Genomic DNA, 17,621 nt, shown 5'->3' with positions numbered 1-17,621 from the left:
TTCTCGGGCCACGAGGGCCCTGTCTTGATGTTTCAATACATCGCGTCGATCAGCGCCTTGTGGCGCGTTTCGACGGTTGCGCGTTTCAGCTTCATCGTGGCCGTAAGCTCCTCATCCTCGGCCGTCAGAAGCACGTCGATCAGGCGGAAATCCTTGATCTGCTCGACGCGCGCGAACTCCTTGTTGACCGCGTCCACCTCGGCGCGGATCAGATCGAGCACCGGCTCGGCCCGGCACAGCGAGCGGAAGTCGCTGAACGGAACCTTGTGGTCCTGCGCGTATTTCTCGACATTCTCCTGATCGATCATGATCAGGCAGGTCAGATATTTGCGCCGGTCGCCGATGATCACCGCATCGCTGATGTAATGGCTGAATTTCAGCCGGCTCTCGATCTCGGCGGGCGTGATATTCTTGCCGCCGGCGGTGATGATGATGTCCTTGATGCGGCCCGTGATGGTCAGGAAGCCCTGATTGTCGATACGCCCGACATCGCCGGTTCTCAGCCAGCCGTCCTCGGTAAAGGCCTCGGCGGTCTTGTCGGGCTTGTTGAGATAGCCCTTGAAGATATTGAGCCCCTTGAGCTGTATCTCGCCTTCAGCCGAGAGGCGCACCTGAACGCCGGGATTGGGGCGCCCGACCGAGCCTGTGGCATTCGCCTCGGGCAGGTTGATGGTGGCGACGCCCGCCGTCTCGGACATGCCGAAGCCTTCGTAAAGCGGCACGCCGATCGCGTGATACCAGCGCAGCAAGTCGGGCGAGATCGGCGCGGCGCCGGTCAGGCCGCGCTGGATCCGGTCCATGCCCAACATCCGCCGCAGATTGGCCAGCACCAGGAAATCCCAGACCCTGTAGCGCAGCGCGACACCCGACGGCACCGGCTTATCATCGAGAAGGTAATCGGCCCGCGCGCGCCCGGCCTTGATCGCTTGCCCGAAGGCCCAGCGGCCCAAAGCGGTGGATTCCTGCGCCATGACCAGAACGCGCGAATAGATCTTTTCCCACACGCGCGGCACGGCGACGAAACCATGCGGCGAAATCTCGCGCAGATTGTCGAACACGGTTTCCGGGCTTTCGGCGAAATTCACCGTCGAGGACACGATCAGCGGCGTATACAGCGACACGATCCGCTCAAGGATATGGCACAGCGGCAGGAAACACAGCTGCTCGGCGCGTTTCTCGAAGCCCAGCCCCGAGAGCGAGCATTCCATCCCCGCCATGATGTTTTCCTGCGTCAGCTGAACGCCCTTGGGCTGGCCGGTTGTGCCCGAGGTATAGATCAGCACGCAGACATCATCGGGTTTCGCCTTGTCGATCTCGGCGTTGAAGATGGCCTCGTCGTCGTGACGGCGGCCCAGATCGTAAAGATCGTCGAGGAACAGGCATTTCTCATGCGCGAAGTCGTGCAGCCCCTCGGGGTCAAGGATGATGACCTTTTCGAGCGACGGCATCTGGCCCGCGACTTCGAGGAACTTGTCGAGCTGCTCGTCATTCTCGACGAACAGGAACTTGGTTTCGCTGTCATTGACCAGATAGGCCAGCTGCTGGGCGCTGTCGGTGGTATAGACCCCCGACGAGATCGCGCCCATGCATTGCGCGGCCATGTCGATATACATCCATTCCTTGTTGTCCTCGGACAGGATGGAAATCGCGTCGCCCCGCTGCAGGCCCAGCGCCCGCAGGCCCATGCCGATCAACCGCGCGCTGGTCAGATAGTCGTTCCAGCTATAGGTCTGCCAGATGCCCAGATCCTTTTCGCGATGCGCGGTGGCCATGCCGTTTTCCTGACAGCGCGCGCGCAGCAGCGCGGGCACCGTGACATGGCCGTCGATGCGGATCGGGCGCTGGCCGGGCTCGGCATTGACACGAACGCCTTTGAGAATCTTCTCTCCGCTCATCGCCACGTCTTCCTTTTCTTCCAACGCCGCTCGCCCCGCGCGCCCTCGTTCGCGTGGCCCAGATAGAAGCTCTGAATGTCCTCGGATGCGGCCAGCTTTTCGGCGGTGTCGGCCATGACGATGCGGCCCAGTTCCATCACGTAGCCCTGATCGGCCAGATCCAGCGCCACGGCGGCATTCTGTTCGACCAGCATCATGGTGACGCCTTCATCCTTGTTCAGACGCCGCAGGATGTCGAAAATTTCCTGCGTCAGAAGCGGCGACAGGCCCAGCGACGGCTCGTCCAGCAGCATGATCTTGGGCCGCAGCATCAGCCCACGCCCGATCGCCAGCATCTGTTGCTGACCGCCCGACAGCGTGCCCGCTTCCTGCTCGCGCCGCTCGGCAAGGATCGGGAAATAGCTGAAGACCAGATCCCGGTCGCGCGCGATCTCGGCGCGGTCCGACCGGGTATAGGCCCCGAGGCTGAGATTTTCCTCGACCGTGAGCAGCGGAAAGACTTCGCGCCCTTCGGGAACCTGCACGATACCGCGCCGCACCACCTGATGCGGCTCGCGGCCCTGTATCTGTTCGCCTTCGAACAGGATCTGGCCCTTTTCCGGGTCCATGATCCCCGAAATGGTCTTTAGAAGCGTCGTCTTCCCTGCGCCGTTCGCGCCCAGCACGGTGACGACCTGCCCCTTGCGAACCTCGAGGCTGACGCCGCGAATGGCCATGATCGGGCCATAGAAGGTTTCCAGATTGTTGACCTCAAGAAGTGCGCTCATATCCGCTCTCCCTGTGCATTCGCGGTCTTCGACACCGCCGAGGTGCCCAGATAGGCCTCGATCACCGCCGGATGCGACTGAACCTCGGCGGGCGTGCCCTCGGCCAGTTTCGCGCCATCGGCCAGCGCCAGCACCCGATCGCAGACCTTGGACACAAGGCCCATGTCATGCTCGACCATCAGCACCGTGATGCCCATCTGCCGCCGGATGTCGTCGATCCACCAGCGCATGTCCTGCGTTTCCTCGACGCTGAGCCCCGAGGCCGGTTCGTCCAGCAGCAACAGGCGCGGTTTCGTCGCCAGCGCGCGCGCCAGTTCCACCACCTTGCGCACGCCGTAAGGCAGCCCGGCGATCATCTTGTCGCGGTAGACCTGAAGATCGAGGAAATCGATCACCTCCTCGACCGCAAGCCTGTGCGCGCGCTCTTCCGCGCGCACGCGGCCGGTGAAGAACAATTGCTCGGGCAGGGTCGAGCGCCGGTGCCGATGCCGTCCGACCAGCAGGTTCTCCAGCACCGTGGCACGCTCGAACAGCTCGATATTCTGGAAGGTGCGCGCGATGCCCAGATTGGCGATCTCATGCGCGCGGTGTGTCAGCAGATCACCGCCATCGAACCGGATCGAGCCGCGAACCGGCCGGTAGAACCGCGAGATCATGTTGAAAACGGTGGATTTCCCCGCTCCGTTCGGGCCGACCAGCGCGAAGACCTCGCCTTCGTTGACCGACATCGACAGGTTGTTCACCGCCGTGACGCCGCCGAATTTCAGCGTGACGCCGTCGAGTTCAAGCAGGCTCATCTCAGGCGCTCCGTCTTCAGATAGGTTTTCTGGCGACGGAACATGTCGCGGCGGGCGAAGGGGAACAGCTCAAGCCATGTGCGCATCTTCAGCCAGCGTCCGTACAGGCCCATCGGCTCGAACAAGATGAAGGCGATCAGGATCATGCCGAACACGCCGGTTTCCAGACCGGGGATCGAGGCCGAGCCCAGATTGTCGGTCAGGATCGACAGGAATTGCGGCAGGAAGGCGATGACGATGGCGCCCAGAAACGCGCCGTGGATAAAGCCCAGACCGCCGATGATGATCATCATCAGAAGCTGGATCGCGATGAGGAAGTTGAAGGTCTCGTTGTTGAAGGCCCCCGCGAACAGGCCCATCAGCGCCCCGCCAAGGCCCGCAAAGGCACAGGACAGCCCGAAAGCCATCGTCTTGGTGCGCGCCACGTCCACGCCCATCGCCTGCGCGGAAATCTCGGAATCCCGAACGGCGGCGAAAGCGCGGCCAAGGGGCGAGCGCAGCAGGTTGCGATACAGCAGCGCGACGAAGACCGATGTGCCCAGCGCGAGGTAATACCACGTCTCGGGCGCGGCCCAGCGGTTGATCTCGATGCCGAAGATCTCGATCACCGGGGCGAAATAGCCGTTCACGCCGCCCGTCCAGGGCTCGAGGATGACGATCAGGTCGTCGGCCAGAATTGCCAGCGCCAGCGTGAAGATCGCCAGATACACGCCGTGCAGCTTGAGTGCCGGAATCGCGATGATCGCGCCGATGATCCCGGTCACCACGCCCGCCAGCAGGAAGGCCGCAAGAAAGGGCAGCCCCAGCTCCATGAAGTTCACGCAGGAATAACAGCCCAGCGCCATGAAGGCCGAATGTCCGAGGCTCACCTGCCCGGTCTGCCCGGTCAGCAGCATCAGCCCCAGACCGGCGACCGCCCAGATCAGTACGTTGGTGACTTCGCCCAGATAAAAGCCGTCGATCAGCCACGGCAGCACCAGCATCAGAAGCAACAGCGCAAGGTAGAGCGAGAAGTTCCACCAGTCGGGGAACAGCCGGATGTCCTGATCGTACGATGTCTTGAAATGAAAACGCATGGACTCAGACCTTCTTGACGCGGACTTGCGCGAACAGCCCGTGCGGCCGGAACACCAGCACGAAGATGAGAATCGCGTAGGGGGCGATCTGCGAATAGCCGGTGGGCAGATAGCGCGCGGCAAAGGGTTCGATCACGCCGACGATGATACCGCCCATCAACGCGCCCGGCAGGCTTCCGAAGCCGCCGATCACCGCTGCAGCGAAGGCCTTGATACCGATGAACCCGGACGAAATGTCGATCGCCCCTTTCGAAGCGTAGAGAATCCCCGCCACGCAGGCGACGATCCCGGCCAGCGCCCAGACGGCGCCCTGAACCCGCTTCACGGGGATACCCATGTAATAGGCGGCCATCTGGTTTTGCGACGCGGCCTGCATCGCCAGACCCAGCTTGGTGCGCTGAAAGAACTGCCACAGCGCCAGGGTCATCAGCAGCGTGACGACGATCACCGCGATATCGGCCAGCGACAAGACTACGCCGCCGAACCGAACGTCGCCCAGTGCCAGCGGGGAATGCAGGCTTTGCGGCTCATGGCCCCAGATCACGCCAGCAATGAAGCGGATCACGAAACCCAGCGAGATCGTCAGGATCACCACCGCCGTCTGGCTCTGTCCGAACATGAACCGCAGCACGGCAAGATCCAGCAGATAGCCCAGCGCCCCCATGATCAGCAGCGCGATCGGTACCGCCAGCCAGAAATTCAATCCCATGAAATGGGGGTTCACCAGCCCCACCATGACGAACGCGCCGAGCATCATGAAATCGCCCTGCGCGAAATTGACGGCTTCGGTTGCCTTGTAGATCAGCACGAATCCCAAGGCCACGAGGCCGTAGACACAGCCGTTGGCGAGCCCGCTCAACAGCAGTTGCAACACATCCATGGACGGTCCTCCCAGACCCGCGCCTTTCCGACCCGACGTTGATCGCCGGTGCCGGCCTCCTTCGGCGCGTCCTGTCAGGATTGACAGAAGAGCGGGGCATTTCAACTACAGAAAGCCATTCTCTGACGAAAATTTCAGATGACCTCGCTGTCGGCGCGATGATCAGGCAGCTTTCTGCGCCGCAGCATGTTGCATTCTGTGAGTCATTTCAGAAGTTTGTTTCCATAAATGCAACATTCTTCTTCTTGTGCGTGCATTCAGGCGTTAACCTAGCGTTGTGATCGCACCCATTCAGGTTGCCAGTTTTGGATGGGGGCGGGGCGAATAGCAAAAAACGTCGAGACTATTGGGGGTTCACATGCAGGTAGCTGCTTTCGACAAATACAACTCCGAATTGCTGAATATGTTTTCAGACTCTACCCTCGGGCTGTTCCTGCCCGGGCGAGAGGCGGAACTGTTCAGCTTCGGGACGATCGATTATCTTGAAGCGGGCGACATCTTGCCCACGGACACGAACTCGCCACTTCATGTGGTGCTGGATGGCCGCCTTGCGGGCACCACGGATTGGTTCGGACCCGGCAACCATTTCGGTGAGGCGGATTGCGCGCTGCAGGCGCTGGACCGTCCTGCGCGGGTTTGGGTGGTGGATACCACGACCCTGCCGATGGATCTGCGTCGTGGTCTGACCAAGGCTCTGATGGCCGCCTCGCTGGCCGAAGCCGCCGCGACTCCGGCCCCTGAACTGCCCGAGGCCGATTCGCTTTGCGACGTCGACCACCCGGAAATCCGCCGTCAGGCCGCGCGCCTGCGCCGCGCGTCGCCCGTCAGCACCGCCGAGGCGATCCTGAAATTCGTGCACGGTTTCCCCTATCGCTTCGGCGCGTGGCAGGAACGCGCCTCGGACACGCTGAAGCGTGGCGTTGGCATGTGCACGACCAAAACCAACCTTCAGGTTGCCCTGATGCGCGCCGCCGGTCTGGAAGCGGGCTTCGTCGAAGTGCCGATGCCGACCTCGGTTCTGGGCAAGCTGATGCCATCGAGCTGGCTGGCGCTGCAGCGCCCGACCGTTCGCCACTACTTCGCCGCGGTGAAGCTGAATGGTGTCTGGCACGGCGTGGATTCGTCTTATGACTACGCCAGCTACCGCATCTTCCTGGAAATGTTCCCGTGGATGGCCCATCGCGAAGAGCCGGTCCTGACCGAGGGCGCGCCTTACATTCCCTGTCTGGAAATCCAGCACAAGGATCTGTTCGACATCTCCGTCGTCGACTCGATCGCCGGTGAGATGGGCAAGAAAAGCCGGTTCGAGACCCGGCATTTCGAAGCGCTCAACACGCATGTCGACCGGGCACGCGGCGTGCATCTGCGCTGGCTGGGCTCGGCCGCCGAGTCCGTCACCGGGAGCGAGGCCAGCGCATGAGCATCTACGACTGGGACTTTGGCGCCCCGACGCCCTCGTCCATGGGCGACCACGACGTGCCACGGGCCTCGGACCGGCTGGCGGGCAAGCGCATCGCGCTGCTCGTGACCGGCGGCATCGCGGCGATGAAGACCCCCGAACTGGCGCGCGGTCTGCGCCGGCACGGGGCCAGCGTCACCGCTTTCGCCAGCGAGGACGCGCTGAACTACGTCGCGCGCGAGGCGCTGGAATGGGCCACGCTGGGTCCGGTCGTGACCGGCCTGACCTGGCGCGCCGAGCATCTCAGCGACGAGCAGCCTTTTGATGCCTACCTTGTTGCCCCGGCAACTCATTCGACCATCGCCAAGATGGCGCACGGGATCGGCGACACCGTCGTCACCTCGACGCTGATCTCGGCTCTGGGCCGGATGGAACAGGGCCGCACCAAGGTGCTGGTCGCGCCGACGATGCATGGCACCATGCACAACGCTCAGCTTGTCGACAACGCGCGCAGGCTGGCGGCTCAGGGCGTTCAGCTGATCGCGCCGCGTGACGCCTATGGCAAGCACAACCTGCCCTCGACCGAGTTCCTGTGCATCGCCGTGGGGCGTGCGCTGAGCGAGTCGCCGCTGCAGGGGCGCCGGATCATGGTTACCGCCGGTCCGACCCCGGTTCCGATCGACGGCGTCCGCCGGATCGTCAACCGCTTTCGGGGCCGTCTGGGCGCGCAATTGGCCGAAGAGCTGGTCTGGCGCGGCGCCGAAACCGAGCTGATCCTCGGCGACGGCGCGTGGCGGCCCAAGACCCCGATGCCGATCACCGTGACCCGCACCTTTGACGAGTATCGCGATACCGTCGTCGCGCGGGTGAAATCGGGGCTCTGGGCGGGCGTGTTCTCGGCCGGGGTGGCGGATTACCGTCCGCGTCAGGCGGTCACCGGCAAGATCGCCTCGGGCCAGTCCAGCCTGACGCTGGATCTGGAACCGACCGAGAAGGTGATCGACCTTGCGATGAACGCGGATACGCGAATGCATACGGTCGCGTTCAAGTATCTCGAAGGCGTGACCGAAGAAGAGCTGGTCCGCGTCGCGTCGAAACGGCTGGACCGCGCGGGTCTGGTCGTCGCTACGCGGGGCGAGGATACGCGCGGCACCGATCAGCGCGCGCTGATGGTGACATCGGACGGCGTGACGCCGGTCGATGACAAGCGCGCCATCGCCCGCGCGATCTCGGATTATCTGGAAGGGCTGATCGACAGCCCGGCGATGCTGAACGCCGCCGAGTAAACACTCCCCCACAAAACGAAAGGGCGGCCGGAACCCCGGCCGCCCTTTTCGCATCGCGCGTCTGCTACGCTCAGATCATGCGGATCACGTCTTTTCCAACGGCCAGCATATAGCCCTGCCGGGGAATGTTGCGCACCAGAAGCTCGCTCACCATCTGGTTGCCCAGCGAATCCCGCAGACGCTTGATGCGCGTGGCGCCCGCCGCTTCCTCGCAATCGGACTCTCTGCGCCCCGAGATCACCGATTCCAGCTGCGCGCCCGACATCATCTCATCGTCCATCCGCGCCTCGGCCAGCACCGCCAGCGCTTCGACCGCGGCCTCGGTCAGGTTGAATTCCAGATCGTTGATATAGACCTTGCGCTCGCCCCTGCTGATAACCAGCGTCGAGACCTGAATCCCGGTCTTCTGCACCTGCGCCAGTTTGCGGTTGAGCCCGATCAGCACCAGCACCAGCACCAGAGAGGTGATGAGCAGCAGGCTGGCGAACACGATCAACACGAAGATCACCCCCCGGTAACTGACCAGCACCTCGGTAAAGGTCGTCCCCGATTGCGCAAGGATCTCAAGCAGCCGCAGCTCGGCATTGCCGGTCAGATCGGCATTGTCGTTGAAGATCTGCAGGACACGCGCGTTGAATTCGTTCGTGTCGGGCAGATTGATGAACAAAAGAACCGCTGCCAGCGCCAGAATCAGCACGATGGCAGCGATCCCCAGAACGATCGCGCGCGAACCCGCGCGCGTCAGGCTGGTTTCAGAAGCGGAGATAATGGCCATTCGTATAACCCGAATTTCCCGGTGCGGCGTTCGAGTTAACTGTGGACACAATATTCGACAAGGTCCAGCCAGAGCGGCCCAGCGCGTTGCGCAGATAATTGGCGGCGGCTTGCGCATTGCAGGCCCCGCCGCGGATCTCGGCCACGCCAAAGGCAAGCTGGACGGGATTCTGCCGCTGCGCCCGGTACTCGGCATAGCAGGCGGCATGCGCGGGCGCTGCAAGCGCCGTGAGCGTGGCGGCGGTGAGAATCATGGAACGGAAGGTCATGGCGATCTCGGGCTTTCGTAGGGCGGATACCTGCCGACCATGCGCAACCCGGCCCCGCTATGCAATATCGACCCCCTGCGGGGCGCTTTTTCGCCGAGGTTATCCGATAACCACCCCCCGATATTGCCTCTCAGGCACGGCTTGCGCAGGCTGAAGACATGACGGTCAACACGCGCGCCGCGTGCATCAGGGGTCTCAGACCCGATGCCGCGGCGCCCAGTGCCACCGACATTCCGCGTAACCGACATTCTGAAAGGTCTTGTCATGACATCCCTCTCCCGCACTCCCGCCGTCGGGATGCGCGCCTTGCCGCATCGGGTGACGATGCTGGTGGCCGCCCTCGCCGTTATTCTTGCCGGTCTCGGCGCCACCGCGCGCCCGGCCAAAGCCGATGCCGAAGACATCCTGCGCTTTCTGGCCGGGGCCATCGTCATCGGCGCCATCGTCAACGCGATCGACGACAACCACACGCCGCAATATTACGGCCGCTGGGCGCTGCCGAATTCCTGTCTGGAAACCATTCGCGTCAACCATCGCAACGTGCAATCCTACAACGCCCGCTGCCTGCGCCGCGCGGGGTATCAGGGCCTTCCCAGCCGCTGCAGCTATGAGTTCCGGCTGCGGGGCGGTCACACGCGGCGCGGCTATATCGCCGAATGCCTGTACGAGGCCGGCTATCGCGGTCAGGGCGGCTATTACTCGCCGCCGCGCCATCAGCCCTATTCGCCCCCGATTCAGGCCCAGCCGCCGCGCGTCTCGCCTCCGCAACACTATGGCCAGCCCCGGGTGCGGGGTGACATGCCCAACCGCTGCCTGATGTCCTATCGCCAGAACGGACGCAGCGTGCAGGGCTATTGGGCGCATTGCCTGCGCAATGCGGGCTATCACAACCTGCCGGGCCGTTGCCGCGTCACCGCGACCAATGGCGACCGAATCTATAACGCCACCTGCCTGCGGCAGTCGGGCTACTGAGTCACCGTCCCGGTCGCCGCGCCAAGCCTTTTGATAGCAAGCCCTTTTGAACGGCAAGGCGATCGGGATGCGTGAGCCGGGGAAACCCGGACAGGGGGCGGGCCTTCGGGCCCGCCCCTTTTGCCTATCGCACGGTCCTGTGGCTTGCCTGAACCCCTGTGGCGTGGTTTCTCGGCCCATGCCCAAGATCCATCCCAAACCCGACCGCCCGCTTCCCGACCTGTCGCTTGAAACCGCGCTTGGCGTGCCCTTGGTGGCCGGCGTCGACGAGGTCGGGCGCGGCCCGCTTGCAGGGCCGGTGACGGCGGCGGCGGTGATCCTTGACCCCGCGCGCATTCCCGATGGGATCGACGATTCAAAGCGCCTGCGTGAACCCGCCCGCCTGCGGCTCGCGCAAGAGATCCGCGACAGCGCCGTCGCCTGGGCCGTCGCCCATGCCAGTGTCGACGAAATTGACACCCTCAATATCCTGCAGGCCAGCCATCTGGCGATGGTGCGCGCGCTGGCCGCGCTGGCCCCCGCCGCGACCCATGCGCTGATCGACGGCAACCGCCTGCCGCGCGACCTGACCATCCCCGCGCAATGCATCGTCAAGGGCGACAGCCGCAGCCTGTCGATTGCCGCAGCCTCGATCCTGGCCAAGGTAGAGCGTGACGAAATAATGCGTGAACTTTCGCTCGCAAACCCCGGATATGGCTGGGAAAAGAACGCGGGCTACCCCTCGCCCGCGCACCTGAAGGCTCTGCAAGAGAGGGGGATTACCCCCCATCATAGGCGCTCCTTCGCCCCCGTGCGCAAGATGTTGTGTTAAGAACGCAAAATAAGGGACTGATTCAGAAAGGGAATTGACGCGGACTCCAACTTGAATCATCTTAAGTCCATCGGAGCGCCACCAAACAAAAAACCGGCGCCCGGAATGAGGCAGTGATGGCAATAAAGACCCGGGCGACGGTGGCTGAGAAGCTCCCGCTCGACCAGATACTTGCGGGCGATTGCATTGAAATTATGAACAGCCTGCCGGAAGGCAGCGTTGATCTGATCTTTGCGGACCCTCCCTATAACCTCCAGCTCAAGGGGGCTCTCCACCGGCCGGACAATTCGGCTGTGGATGCGGTGACCGACCATTGGGACCAGTTCGCAAGCTTCGCGGCTTACGACAAGTTTACCCGCCAATGGCTGAACGCGGCGCGCCGGCTTCTGAAGCCGGACGGGGCGATCTGGGTTATCGGCAGTTACCATAACATCTTCCGCGTCGGAACCGCGTTGCAGGACGCCGGTTTCTGGGTGCTCAACGATGTCGTCTGGCGCAAGTCCAACCCGATGCCCAACTTCAAGGGCAAACGGCTGACCAACGCGCACGAGACGATGATCTGGGCGTCCAAGGCCGAAGCGTCGAAATACACCTTCAACTATGAGGCGCTCAAAGCGCTCAACGAAGGTGTGCAGATGCGCTCGGATTGGGTGTTGCCGATCTGTACGGGCCATGAGCGCCTGAAGGATCAGCACGGCGACAAGGTCCACCCGACGCAGAAGCCCGAAAGCCTGCTGCACCGTGTGCTGATCGGCACCACCAATCCCGGCGACGTGGTCCTTGACCCCTTCTTCGGCACCGGCACCACCGGCGCCGTGGCAAAGATGCTGGGCCGCCACTTCATCGGCATCGAGCGCGAGGAAGGCTACCGCAAGGCGGCGCTCAAGCGGCTCGACAAGGTGCGCAAGCTCGACGCCTCGGCGCTCGAGATCTCGACCTCGAAACGCGCCGAACCGCGCGTGCCCTTCGGACAGCTCGTGGAACGCGGGATGCTTCGTCCGGGCGAGGTTCTTCTGTCACCGCGCGGCAAGCCCGCGAAGGTGCGCGCCGACGGCTCGCTGGTCTCGGAAGCGCATCGCGGCTCGATCCATCAGGTCGGCGCCGCGCTGGAAGGCGCGCCTTCGTGCAACGGCTGGACCTATTGGCAGTTCAAGCGCGACGGGCAGCTGATCCCCATCGATATACTGCGCCAGCAGATCCGGTCCGAAATGGCCCGAAACGGCTGACGCAATACAGTTTACCGCCAGCGTCCGTGCTTGTGAGCATGGACGCCACTTTCCCCCGTCCTTCGTGGCGGGGGCTTTTTTTCATCAGATAGCGCAACGCCGGGTCGGTCAAGCGATTCCGGCGTGTCCGTTTCAATCGGCCTGCTGGTTTTTCTCAGCCGCCTTCTTCATCCGTTCGATCAGCGCCGTCTTGTCGGCATCGCCGCCCAGCTTCCCTTTCGGATGCTCGTTCACCGTCTTGTTGCGCGGATGTTTCCCCGAGGCGCCACGGCCCCCGGATTTGCTGTAATCGGGCATTTGGTCGCTTACTCCCGCGCCAGTTCGTGTTGGTACCGCAGCCGCGCGACATCTTCGTTGCGATCTGCGCGCCGCAATTCGCCGAGCGTCTGCTCGACCTTGTTCATATGCGCCTCGGCGGCAAGCCGGGCGGCCTGAGGATCGCGCGCCTGAATCGCCGCATTGATCGCCCTGTGCTGCTCGAGCAGAAGATCCCGCGTCGAACGCTGGCGGAACATCTGCTGGCGGTTGTAGAAAACGCCGGCCTTCAGCAAGTCGAACATCACCCGCATCGTGTGCAGCATGATGATGTTGTGGCTTGCCTCGATGATGGCGAGGTGGAATTCCGCGTCGAGCTCGGCCTCGTCGGACGGGTTACGCTTCAGATGCGCGGCTTCCATCTTTCGGAACACGGTGTCAATGACCTTCAGGTCGGTGTCCGAGCCGAACCGCGCTGCGCGGTCGGCGCACATGCCTTCGAGGTCCCGCCGGAAGCTGACGTAATCGACCACCGCCTCTTCATGCGACGCGAACAGCTTGATCAGCGCGTCCGAAAAGGCCGAGCCCAGCATATCCGCGACGAACACGCCCGACCCCGCGCGGCTGACCAGCAGCCCGCGCTCTTGCAGATCGGCAATCGCTTCGCGCAGCGACGGGCGGCTCACGCCCATCCGCTCGGCCAGTTCGCGCTCGGACGGCAGACGCTCGCCCGGACGCAGCAAGCCGCGCAGGATCAGAAGCTCGATCTGGCGAACGACCCCGTGCGAGAGTTTTTCTTGTTGGACCGGCTGAAACGGCATCTTTCCCCCCTGATTGGTCAAAAGATATGACCGCCCCCGCCGCCGGGCAACTGGCTGCGCAGAAAACCGGACAGAATAATTGAGGGCCGGACAACGCGGTCCGGCCCCCGAAACAAGATAGCGCAGGTTCTGCGCGGGCAGATCAGTTCGGACGGATCGTCAGCACCACGCGGCGGTTCTGCGCGCGGCCTGCCGCGGTCTCGTTCGAGGCCACCGGCTGGCTTTCGCCCATGCCACGGGTCTGAACGCGCTGCGCAGGCACCCCGGACGAGATCAGCACACCGGCCACCGCATCGGCGCGGCGCAGCGACAGCGTCTGGTTATACGCGTCCGAGCCGGTCGAATCGGTGTGGCCCGTGACGAACAGCACGCTCAGCGGGTAGCTGTTGATGTTTTGCGCCACGGCCCGCAGGTTCGCCTGCAGATCCGGACGGACGGCCGAGCTGTCGGTGGCGAACAGGATATCCTGCGACATCGTCACGACGATTTCCTGACCGGTATTCACGACCTGCGCGTTCGAGCCCAGCGAAGCCTGCAGCTCTGCCGCCTGCCGGTCCATATGCGCGCCGATCATGCCGCCCGCGATGGCGCCGATCCCGGCACCGATCGCCGCGTCGCCACGATCCCCGACCATCGAACCCAGCAGGCCACCCACGGCCGCGCCGGTCAGCGCGCCGGTGCCGGTGCGATAGGGATCGCCGGTCGAGGTGGTGCAGGCAGCCATCAGAGCCAGAGCGGTCATCGCCGCCATCGCCTTCGTTGCGGTCATGGAAATCTCCTTTAAGTCCTTGGGGACAAAACTGTCGGAGCGCAGATTAGCCAATGCCGTGCGGCGCGCACAGTGGCCATGTTGCGGACCGCGCGTCACGATCGATTGATCGGCGGATTGCTGCCCGTGTTGCAGCCCGTGCTGCGACCCGTCACGCCGCGTCCTCGCGCGCGGCCTCCCAGGCCAGCATCGCCCGCTTCACCGGCAGCCCCCAGTGATAGCCCGTCAGCGCGCCGGATTTGGCAATCGCGCGGTGGCACGGGATGAGCCAGCTGATCGGGTTGCGCCCCACCGCCGCGCCCACCGCCCGGTTTGCCTTGGGGCTGCCGATCGCGCGGGCGATCTCGGAATAGGTGGTCACATGCCCCGACGGGATGGTCAGCAGCGCCTCCCAGACCTTGATCTGGAACGGCGCGCCGATCAGATAGAGCGGCGTCTCGCGCAGCCCGCCCTCATGGCCGAAGGCCGTATCCACCCAAGGCTTCAGCCGCATCGGGTCCTCGACGTAATCGGCCTTGGGCCAGCGGCGCACCAGATCGGCAAAGGCGGCCTCGGCCCCCATCTCGGCGGCAAAGCCCATGCCGCACAGCCCCTTGTCCGTCCCCATCACAAGCGCCGCGCCGAACGGGCTGTCGAACCAGCCCCAATAGATTCGCAGGCCCGCGCCGCCCCGCGCGTAATCGCCCGGCGTCATCGCTTCCCAGCGCAGGAACAGATCGTGCAGCCGCCCGGGACCGGACAACCCGGCCTCATGCGCCGCGTCCAGCACGGTGAAGCGCTCGGCCAGCAGGCTGCGTGCATGGCCCAGCGCCAGATATTGCTGATAGCGCTTGGGCGACACGCCCACCCATTGCGTGAAAAGCCGCTGGAAATGCGCGGCACTCATGCCCAGCCGCCCGGACAATTCCTCCAGCGCCACGCGCTCGCCGCCCGCCGCATCGATCTCGGCAATCGCGCGCGCCATGACGCCGTAATGATAGCTGCCTTCGTCCATCACCCCGTCCATCCCGCGCCCCTTCATTCTGCCGGAAATACTCACCTTAGGGGGCATCCTAGCCACCGGCGCGCGGGCTCTCGACCCGGAACCTGCGCATTCACGCGCCCCACCAGTCGCGGGGTTTCATCCGCTTCGCGCGCCCTGAACGGTCGTCGAGCCACAAGGCCAGCCGCCTGAACGGCGACAGCGCCAGTTTCAGCCACAAGCGGTTGCGGCGTTTGGAAAAATCGCGGTTGAACGGACAAACCCGCAAACAGATCGCGCAATCCGAGGCCAGCTTCGCCCAATAGCCAAAGCACTTCTCGGCATCCGAGGTCCATTTCACCACGCCCCGGATCGCGCTGCGATTGGGCGTTGCCTCCGAGGGCGCGCCGAAAGGCAGCGCCTTGACCGGGCAGGCATCGGCGCAGCGGGTACAGATGTCGCAGACCGCTTTCACGCCCAGCGGTTTCGGCGCGTCATGCGCCAGCGGGAGGTTGGTGAAGATCTTGGAAAACCGCAGCCTTGGGCCGAATTCGGGCGTGATCACAAGCTGATTGCGCGCGTATTCGCCCAGCCCCGCCTTCACCGCATAGGGGATCACCAGCCCGGTATCGTTCATCGAGGCCACGGCCTCGTAACCCAGATTGCGGATGAAGGCCGCCAGCTGCATGACGATGGCCGCCTCGTGGCTGTATTCGCGCCCCGTTGCGGCCCCCGCAAGGGCCGACGGATAGGTCTGCACCAGCGGCTGGTCCATCTGATGGCCCAGCACGATCACCGAGGTCATGCCGGGCGGCAATTCCACCGGCGCGTCGCTGAAATCGCGGGTATCGACCTGCGTCTCATAGATCCAGCGCGGATCGAAAGCCGTGATCCCGCACAGATCGGCGCCAAAGAAGGCCGCGACGCGCTTGATCTCACCGGCCATCCGGGCGGGGTCGTCCACCGCCACCTGTACCGGCGCCACGGGCGTGTCGGGGCGGATCGGGGCCTGAAACCCCTCGCGCACCCCCTCGCCCGCCGAGCGGTTCGAGACGATGTCGCTGACCAGCCAGGCCGCGTTTCTCAGCGCGAAGTCCTTTTGCTGGAACCCCTCGCCCTTTCGCGGGGTCGCGTCGATGCGGTAGCTGGCAAAGAACGCGTCCGTCTGTTTCGAATGGACCGTGTCGTCCCAGAAAGCGCGGGTGAAGACGTCGTCGCGCTGACGAAACCGCCTGAACGCATCGGTGACGACGATCCCGGCTTCCGCATCGAGCGGATCGGGCGGAAGGTTGTGGCCGGGCTGTGTCATGGCGCCACGCTACGCCCGGTGCCCGAGCGCTGTCAAAGCCTCTGGACGCATGACCCGGGCCGCGCCATGGTGGCGGACAGACGCTTTTCCCGGCTCCTTTCGATGTCCCTGCTCATCTCCTTCGCAGCGCTTTTCGTCTCGGTCTTCCTGCTGCAGCTGGGGCTGGGCGGGGTGGTGCCGCTGGATGCGCTGTCGGGCACCGAGCTGGGCTTCAGCGCCGAGCAGATCGGTGCCATGGGCTCGGCCCATTTTCTGGGCTTCTTCGTGGGTTGCTGGTGGGCGCCCCGACTGATGGGCAGCGTCGGCCATTCCCGCGCCTTTGCGGCCTTCGCCGCCGCCGGCACGACCGGCATCCTTGCGCATATGATGTGGGTCGATCCCTGGGCATGGTCGGCGATGCGGATGCTGTCGGGACTGGCCGTTGCGGGCTGCTACACGATCATCGAGGCGTGGCTGCAATCCAAGGTCACCAATGCCACGCGCGGGCGGGCGATGGCGGTGTACCGGATGGTCGACGTGACCGGTAATCTGGGCGCGCAGGTGATGATCGCTTTCCTGACCCCCGCCGCCTATGTCAGCTACAACCTGCTCGCGCTGTTCATGTGCTTTGCGCTTTTCCCGCTGCTGCTGACGCGGGTCGAGGCCCCCGCCGCCGGAACCGCGCCCCGGCTGCGTCCGATGCTGGCATGGCACAAATCGCCGCTGGGCGCGGTGGGCGTTGTGGTCTCGGGCGTCACCGGTGCGGCGTTTCGCATGGTCGGCCCGCTTTTCGGCGTCGCCATCGGGCTCGAGGCGAATCGCATCGCGCTGTTCCTGTCGGCGTATGTTCTGGGCGGGGCCATCGCGCAATTCCCGATGGGCTGGATCGCCGACAAATACGACCGCCGGTCGGTGCTGATCTGGATTTCGGCGGCCTCGATTCTGGGATGCGCGGGGATGGTCGCGGGGGCGCAGGGCAATATCGTCACGATCTTTCTGGCTGCCGGTTTCTTCGGCTTCACGACTTTCCCGATCTATTCGATCTCGACCGCCCATGCCCATGACTTTGCCGAGCAGAACGAGCGGGTCGAGCTATCGGCCGCGCATATGTTCCTCTACGCCGTGGGCGCCATCGCCTCGCCCGTCATCGCCTCAGCGCTGATCGGCGCTTTCGGCCCGGGCTCGATGTTCGCGTTCATTGCGCTGGCGCATGTGCTGCTGATCGGCTTCGGCCTGTTGCGGATGCGCGTGGGCCGCACCCCCGACCATCACACACCCTATGTTTACTCGCCTCGGACATCCTTCCTAATCGGACGCCTGCTGCGGCGCCGGGAAGAGTAAGGCTTGCGCCCGCCTGCCGGGCATTGCAAGGAAC

Annotated in this window: 18 protein-coding genes; 6 read left to right on the top strand and 12 right to left on the bottom strand. The window is 64.2% G+C overall.

Annotated elements, in window-relative coordinates; genetic code table 11:
* Nucleotides 1-32: 32 nt before the first annotated feature.
* The 5 genes from JI664_RS08310 to JI664_RS08290 are packed head-to-tail and all read right to left on the bottom strand — an operon-like array spanning nt 33 to nt 5,415.
* A complete protein-coding gene (locus JI664_RS08310) occupies nt 33-1,895 on the bottom strand; it encodes an AMP-dependent synthetase/ligase (RefSeq protein ID WP_207013248.1) in 1,863 nt (620 codons plus the stop codon).
* Nucleotides 1,892-2,662 (bottom strand): ABC transporter ATP-binding protein, encoded by a 771-nt coding sequence (locus tag JI664_RS08305; RefSeq protein ID WP_207013247.1) that lies wholly within the window; start codon nt 2,660-2,662, stop codon nt 1,892-1,894. Before JI664_RS08305 ends, JI664_RS08310 begins: the two co-directional genes overlap by 4 nt.
* Nucleotides 2,659-3,459 (bottom strand): ABC transporter ATP-binding protein, encoded by an 801-nt coding sequence (locus JI664_RS08300; RefSeq protein ID WP_207013246.1) that lies wholly within the window; start codon nt 3,457-3,459, stop codon nt 2,659-2,661. The genes JI664_RS08305 and JI664_RS08300 overlap by 4 nt, the downstream gene beginning before the upstream one ends.
* Nucleotides 3,456-4,535 (bottom strand): branched-chain amino acid ABC transporter permease, encoded by a 1,080-nt coding sequence (locus JI664_RS08295; protein ID WP_207013245.1) that lies wholly within the window; start codon nt 4,533-4,535, stop codon nt 3,456-3,458. The genes JI664_RS08300 and JI664_RS08295 overlap by 4 nt, the downstream gene beginning before the upstream one ends.
* A gap of 4 nt (nt 4,536-4,539) precedes the next feature.
* Entirely contained in the window at nt 4,540-5,415 is an 876-nt protein-coding gene (locus tag JI664_RS08290) for a branched-chain amino acid ABC transporter permease (RefSeq protein ID WP_207013244.1), read from the bottom strand.
* 358 nt (nt 5,416-5,773) lie between these two features.
* Here JI664_RS08290 and JI664_RS08285 point away from each other — a divergent pair, with 358 nt between their 5' ends.
* Together JI664_RS08285 and JI664_RS08280 are read left to right on the top strand one after the other, a co-directional pair.
* Nucleotides 5,774-6,835: a transglutaminase-like domain-containing protein gene (locus JI664_RS08285; RefSeq protein ID WP_207013243.1), complete on the top strand. Its 1,062-nt coding sequence runs from the start codon at nt 5,774-5,776 to the stop codon at nt 6,833-6,835.
* The gene (locus JI664_RS08280) at nt 6,832-8,100 is read left to right on the top strand and encodes a phosphopantothenoylcysteine decarboxylase (RefSeq protein WP_207013242.1); all 1,269 of its coding nucleotides are present in this window, start codon (nt 6,832-6,834) and stop codon (nt 8,098-8,100) included. Before JI664_RS08285 ends, JI664_RS08280 begins: the two co-directional genes overlap by 4 nt.
* Nucleotides 8,101-8,170: 70 nt before the next feature.
* Here JI664_RS08280 and JI664_RS08275 read toward each other — a convergent pair whose 3' ends face one another.
* Both JI664_RS08275 and JI664_RS08270 read right to left on the bottom strand, forming a co-directional pair.
* Nucleotides 8,171-8,875 carry a hypothetical protein gene (locus JI664_RS08275; RefSeq protein WP_207013241.1) on the bottom strand — a complete coding sequence of 235 codons (705 nt, stop codon included), beginning with the start codon at nt 8,873-8,875 and terminating at the stop codon, nt 8,171-8,173.
* Nucleotides 8,853-9,143: a hypothetical protein gene (locus JI664_RS08270; RefSeq protein ID WP_207013240.1), complete on the bottom strand. Its 291-nt coding sequence runs from the start codon at nt 9,141-9,143 to the stop codon at nt 8,853-8,855. The genes JI664_RS08275 and JI664_RS08270 overlap by 23 nt, the downstream gene beginning before the upstream one ends.
* 264 nt (nt 9,144-9,407) lie before the next feature.
* On the opposite strand from JI664_RS08270, the gene JI664_RS08265 reads away from it, so the two are divergent.
* From JI664_RS08265 to JI664_RS08255, 3 genes are all read left to right on the top strand, one after another.
* On the top strand, nt 9,408-10,115 hold the full coding sequence (locus tag JI664_RS08265; RefSeq protein WP_207013239.1) for a hypothetical protein: 708 nt from the start codon (nt 9,408-9,410) through the stop codon (nt 10,113-10,115).
* Between the two features lie 178 nt (nt 10,116-10,293).
* Nucleotides 10,294-10,926 carry a ribonuclease HII gene (locus tag JI664_RS08260; protein ID WP_286173963.1) on the top strand — a complete coding sequence of 211 codons (633 nt, stop codon included), beginning with the start codon at nt 10,294-10,296 and terminating at the stop codon, nt 10,924-10,926.
* A gap of 116 nt (nt 10,927-11,042) precedes the next feature.
* On the top strand, nt 11,043-12,152 hold the full coding sequence (locus JI664_RS08255; RefSeq protein WP_207013237.1) for a site-specific DNA-methyltransferase: 1,110 nt from the start codon (nt 11,043-11,045) through the stop codon (nt 12,150-12,152).
* A 132-nt stretch (nt 12,153-12,284) separates the two neighbouring features.
* Here JI664_RS08255 and JI664_RS08250 read toward each other — a convergent pair whose 3' ends face one another.
* The 5 genes from JI664_RS08250 to JI664_RS08230 form a co-directional block, all read right to left on the bottom strand.
* Nucleotides 12,285-12,449, bottom strand: a complete 165-nt coding sequence (locus tag JI664_RS08250) for a hypothetical protein (RefSeq protein ID WP_207013236.1) — start codon at nt 12,447-12,449, stop codon at nt 12,285-12,287.
* An 8-nt stretch (nt 12,450-12,457) separates the two neighbouring features.
* On the bottom strand, nt 12,458-13,228 hold the full coding sequence (locus JI664_RS08245) for a FadR/GntR family transcriptional regulator (protein WP_207013235.1): 771 nt from the start codon (nt 13,226-13,228) through the stop codon (nt 12,458-12,460).
* Nucleotides 13,229-13,370: 142 nt separating this feature from the next.
* Nucleotides 13,371-13,997, bottom strand: coding sequence for an OmpA family protein (locus JI664_RS08240; protein ID WP_207013234.1), 627 nt, complete (start codon nt 13,995-13,997; stop codon nt 13,371-13,373).
* 151 nt (nt 13,998-14,148) lie between these two features.
* Nucleotides 14,149-15,003 carry a methylated-DNA--[protein]-cysteine S-methyltransferase gene (locus tag JI664_RS08235; RefSeq protein WP_207013378.1) on the bottom strand — a complete coding sequence of 285 codons (855 nt, stop codon included), beginning with the start codon at nt 15,001-15,003 and terminating at the stop codon, nt 14,149-14,151.
* Nucleotides 15,004-15,091: 88 nt separating this feature from the next.
* Nucleotides 15,092-16,267, bottom strand: coding sequence for a 4Fe-4S double cluster binding domain-containing protein (locus tag JI664_RS08230; protein ID WP_207013233.1), 1,176 nt, complete (start codon nt 16,265-16,267; stop codon nt 15,092-15,094).
* A 102-nt stretch (nt 16,268-16,369) separates the two neighbouring features.
* Here JI664_RS08230 and JI664_RS08225 point away from each other — a divergent pair, with 102 nt between their 5' ends.
* Nucleotides 16,370-17,587, top strand: coding sequence for an MFS transporter (locus JI664_RS08225; protein ID WP_207013232.1), 1,218 nt, complete (start codon nt 16,370-16,372; stop codon nt 17,585-17,587).
* Nucleotides 17,588-17,621: the final 34 nt, after the last annotated feature.

This window comes from Rhodobacter sp. NTK016B, assembly GCF_017303295.1.
Taxonomy (GTDB): domain Bacteria; phylum Pseudomonadota; class Alphaproteobacteria; order Rhodobacterales; family Rhodobacteraceae; genus Pararhodobacter.
The sequence above is the reverse complement of the archived record's forward strand: the minus strand, read 5'-3'. Positions and strand labels throughout refer to the sequence as shown.